Source organism: Microbacterium sp. CPCC 204701 (assembly GCF_004010105.1).
In the GTDB taxonomy this organism is placed as follows: Bacteria; Actinomycetota; Actinomycetes; order Actinomycetales; family Microbacteriaceae; genus Microbacterium.
This window is the reverse complement of record NZ_RRYE01000331.1, coordinates 1-3,312: the sequence shown is the minus strand read 5'-3', so window position 1 is coordinate 3,312 and position 3,312 is coordinate 1. Positions and strand designations below refer to the sequence as shown.

Here is a 3,312-nt window from a genome sequence, read left to right as displayed (position 1 = left end):
CGACGCGCCCGCGCCGCCCTCGCCGCCAACCGCGCCGACCTCGACGACGCGTGCCGCCGGCTCATCCGCTGGGGCGACCGTGCCACCGCGGTCCGCCTCGTCGCCGCGCTCGCGTGGCACTGGTACGAGCGGGGGAGCGGGCAGGAGGCCACCGCCATCATCGAACGGGTGCTCGCTCTGCCCGGGCCGCCCTTGCCCGACGCCGAGGCCACCGCGCTGCATGCGGCGGCGTTCATGCGCTCGGTGGCGGGCGACCCGCTGGCGACGCTGCGGACCATGGAGCGATTCTCCGCCACCGCCGAACACGCCGAAGACCCGGCGCTGCCGATGATCGCCCACACGGTGCAGGCGTCGATCGCGGCTGTCGGCGACGCCCTCGATCGCGCCGAGTGGGAGCTCGCCGAGGCGCAACGGCACCGCGAACGGCTCGCGGACGATCGGGTGTGGGCGGTCGTCGACCACCTGTACATCCGCGGCGACGCCCTCCGGGTCATGGGGCGACCCGCTCAAGCCCTCGACTCGCTCGAGCAGGCGTTCCGGCTCGCCACCGAGACCGGGCACACCTGGGCAGTGGCCTCGACGTGCTACGTCACCGGCAAGGTGCTCACCCAGGTGGGACGGCCGCGCGACGCGATGGGGATGCTGAGGACGGGTGCGCTGCGCTCGGCCGAGCGCGAGGACGCCACAAGCACAGTCGCCGCCGTCAGCGCGTACGCGGTCGCGCTGGTCGAGCTCGGCGAGCACCGGCGTGCGGCGGAGCTCTTCGGAGCGGTGGACGCGCTCGGTCCCCGGTTCGGGTTCCACCCCGTGGCTTCGGACGGCTCCTACGCGGCCCCCTTCCGCGAGCGCGCGGCCGCCGAACTGGGGCTCGCGGAATGGGATTCCGCGATCGCGCGCGGTCGCGAGGGCGATCTGCGCTGGGCGGTCGCGCAGCTCATCTGACCGAACGCTCAGACGAGGACGTCGGCGAGGTCATACGCTGCGATCACCTCGAGCTGCTCGTACGTGCACGAACGCGGGTCGCGGTCGGGGCGCCAGCGCTCGAACTGGACGGTGTGACGGAACCGCCACCCCTCGAGCTGGTCGTACCGCACTTCGAGCACCCGCTCCGGGCGCAGCCGCACGAACGAGGAGTCCGCGCGGCCGGCCTGGAACCGGGACTTCTCTCCTTCTCCGCGCAGCGCCTCGCCCGAGGCATCCCGTTCCACCAGCGGCGCCAGCTCGTCGATGAGCTCGAGCCGGCGGGCGTTGCTCCACGCCGCGACGCCGCCGACGGGGTAGAGCGTGCCGTCGTCGCCGTACAGGCCGACGAGCAGCGATCCGACGCCCTCGCCCGACTTGTGGATGCGATACCCCAGCGCCACGACGTCCGCCGTCCGCGCGTGCTTGATCTTGAACATCGTGCGCTTGCCCGGCGCGTACGGCTGGTCGAGCGGCTTGGCCACGACGCCGTCGAGGCCGGCTCCCTCGAATTCGGCGAGCCACCGGCGGGCGAGGTCGGGGTCGTCGGTGGTGCGGGTGACGTGGACGGGGTCGGGCACGTCGCGCAACAGCTCGACGAGAGTCTCGCGGCGCGTTGCGAACGGCTCGTGCTGCAGGTCGCGGTCACCGACGGCGAGCAGGTCGAACGCGATGAACATCGCCGGAGTCTGCTCGGCGAGCATGTCGACCCGGGATGCCGCAGGGTGGATGCGTTGCGACAGCGACTCCCAGTCGAGCCGCCGCCGGCCGTCGCGGTCGACGGGCACGACGATCTCGCCGTCGAGCAGGCACGGCTCGGGCAGGAGCCGTGCGAAGGCGTCGACCAGCTCGGGGAAGTAGCGCGTCAGCGGTTTCGCGCCGCGCGACCCGATCTCGACCTCCTCTCCGTCCCACGAGATGAGCGCGCGGAAGCCGTCCCACTTCGGCTCGTAGCTGAGCCCCGCCGGCACTTTGGCCGCATCGGGCACCTCCGGCACGGACTTGGCGAGCATCGGCGCGGGGATCTCGTACGGCATGGGCTCCATCCTGCCGCGCCCTGCCGACACCCGCGAGCCCCGGCATCCGTCGCCCAGAACAGGTGTTCTGGCGGACGCAGGAGGAAATGGCATGCGATCGTCCTGTTCTCGCCAGATCACCTGTATCGGCAGGAGCCCGAGCTGCCCGCGCGACCAGGTCACGCAGATCGCGTGAACTCTGCCGGGCGGGGTGAGAAGAGCATTGCCCGACGGCATCCGTCGCATGAGACTGAGCGTGACCGCAGCGAACGAGAGGGACACCATGGCAGAGACAGAGAACGACGGCGAGGCTCTCGCCGCGACGGTTGACGAGCTCGAGGTCGCCGCCGATCTGGCGGTGGCGGAGATGATCCAGGCAGACGACGAGCTGGGACCCATCGACTACATCGTCGTCGAGTTCCCTGCGGGCCAGAGCACCTTCACGGGTGAGGCGGCAGAGGAGCTCGCCCTGCTGGTCGCGGGCGGCACCGTGCGCGTCCTCGACCTCGTGATCGTGCACAAGAACGAAGACGGCTCGATCGAGGTCGACGAGTTCGACGACCTCGACGACCTGGGCCTGCTCGGCACGATCGAGGCGACGCTGGCGGAGGTGCTCGCCGAGGAGGACCTCGTCCACATCGCCGCGGCGATGGAGCCGGGCAGCACGGCGGGCGTCCTGGTGTGGGAGAACACGTGGGCGGCGCCCTTCGCCGTGGCCGTGCGCCGCAACGGGGGTCAGCTCATCGCCTCTGGCCGGATCCCGACCCAGGCGCTCATCGCGTCGATGTCGAACGAAGGAGAATGACATGCCCATCGGAATCGGACGCGTCGGACGCGTCGGAATGATCGGCCGCCCGGTCGCGCGCACCGCGGCGGTCGTCGGCACCGCGAAGGTCGTCTCGAACGGCATCGACCGCCGTCAGGATCGGCGGGACGCCGCTTCTGAGCAACGACCCTCACACGCGTGAACGGATGCCGCGGCCCCGAGTCGCGGCTGAGCCCCACGCCCGGAGGCTCCCTGCTGCGCCAGCGCCGCGTGGAGGGCGTAGGGAACAGTCGTTCCGTCGGCGGTCAGGTGGCGGCCGTGTACAGGGCCGCCGCCTCGGCGCGGTTCGCGGCGCCGATCTTGGCGAGGATCGCCGACACGTGCACGGACGCCGTCTTGGGGCTGATGAACAGCCGTCGCCCGATCTGCGCGTTGGTGAGCCCCTCGGCGACGAGCTCGAGAACCTGGCGCTCGCGAGGGGTCAGCGACGCGAGCGCCGTGGCGATGCCCGAGTCGGCGTCGGCGCCCAGACCCGCGCGCGCGGCGAGCTCGTCGGCCCACCGGGCCACG

The 3,312-nt window shown here is 71.9% G+C and carries 5 protein-coding genes; 3 read left to right on the top strand and 2 right to left on the bottom strand.

Annotated elements, in window-relative coordinates:
- A partial coding sequence (locus tag EIO58_RS18930; protein ID WP_164861744.1) for a hypothetical protein occupies positions 1-942 on the top strand: 942 nt, incomplete at its 5' end.
- 8 nt (positions 943-950) lie between these two features.
- Here EIO58_RS18930 and EIO58_RS14870 read toward each other — a convergent pair.
- Positions 951-1,997, bottom strand: coding sequence for an ATP-dependent DNA ligase (locus tag EIO58_RS14870; protein WP_127820174.1), 1,047 nt, complete (start codon positions 1,995-1,997; stop codon positions 951-953).
- A 262-nt stretch (positions 1,998-2,259) separates the two neighbouring features.
- Between EIO58_RS14870 and EIO58_RS14865 the strand changes: the two genes are divergently transcribed.
- Together EIO58_RS14865 and EIO58_RS18925 are read left to right on the top strand one after the other, a co-directional pair.
- On the top strand, positions 2,260-2,781 hold the full coding sequence (locus tag EIO58_RS14865) for a DUF6325 family protein (RefSeq protein WP_240658904.1): 522 nt from the start codon (positions 2,260-2,262) through the stop codon (positions 2,779-2,781).
- Position 2,782: 1 nt separating this feature from the next.
- Positions 2,783-2,944, top strand: a complete 162-nt coding sequence (locus tag EIO58_RS18925; protein WP_164861743.1) for a hypothetical protein — start codon at positions 2,783-2,785, stop codon at positions 2,942-2,944.
- Between the two features lie 103 nt (positions 2,945-3,047).
- On the opposite strand, the gene EIO58_RS14860 is transcribed toward EIO58_RS18925, so the two are convergent.
- Positions 3,048-3,312, bottom strand: a 265-nt coding sequence (locus EIO58_RS14860) for a response regulator transcription factor (RefSeq protein ID WP_164861742.1), incomplete at its 5' end; no start/stop codon positions are given.